Source organism: Escherichia sp. WS1152, assembly GCF_046487665.1.
GTDB lineage: Bacteria > Pseudomonadota > Gammaproteobacteria > Enterobacterales > Enterobacteriaceae > Escherichia > Escherichia coli.
Genome location: NZ_JBJQJA010000061.1, coordinates 1 through 705, shown reverse-complemented (window position 1 = coordinate 705; position 705 = coordinate 1). Strand labels below are relative to the sequence as shown.

General features: G+C 55.5%; 1 rRNA gene. It reads right to left on the bottom strand.

Going from position 1 to position 705, the window contains the following annotated elements:
* Window positions 1-12: 12 nt before the first annotated feature.
* Window positions 13-705: ribosomal RNA gene (locus ACJHW7_RS25280) — 23S ribosomal RNA — on the bottom strand; the annotation flags it as partial.

Sequence of the window (705 nt, the reverse complement as noted above, 5' to 3'; positions counted from 1 at the left end):
CTTCGGCGTTGTAAGGTTAAGCCTCACGGTTCATTAGTACCGGTTAGCTCAACGCATCGCTGCGCTTACACACCCGGCCTATCAACGTCGTCGTCTTCAACGTTCCTTCAGGACTCTCAAGGAGTCAGGGAGAACTCATCTCGGGGCAAGTTTCGTGCTTAGATGCTTTCAGCACTTATCTCTTCCGCATTTAGCTACCGGGCAGTGCCATTGGCATGACAACCCGAACACCAGTGATGCGTCCACTCCGGTCCTCTCGTACTAGGAGCAGCCCCCCTCAGTTCTCCAGCGCCCACGGCAGATAGGGACCGAACTGTCTCACGACGTTCTAAACCCAGCTCGCGTACCACTTTAAATGGCGAACAGCCATACCCTTGGGACCTACTTCAGCCCCAGGATGTGATGAGCCGACATCGAGGTGCCAAACACCGCCGTCGATATGAACTCTTGGGCGGTATCAGCCTGTTATCCCCGGAGTACCTTTTATCCGTTGAGCGATGGCCCTTCCATTCAGAACCACCGGATCACTATGACCTGCTTTCGCACCTGCTCGCGCCGTCACGCTCGCAGTCAAGCTGGCTTATGCCATTGCACTAACCTCCTGATGTCCGACCAGGATTAGCCAACCTTCGTGCTCCTCCGTTACTCTTTAGGAGGAGACCGCCCCAGTCAAACTACCCACCAGACACTGTCCGCAACCCGGAT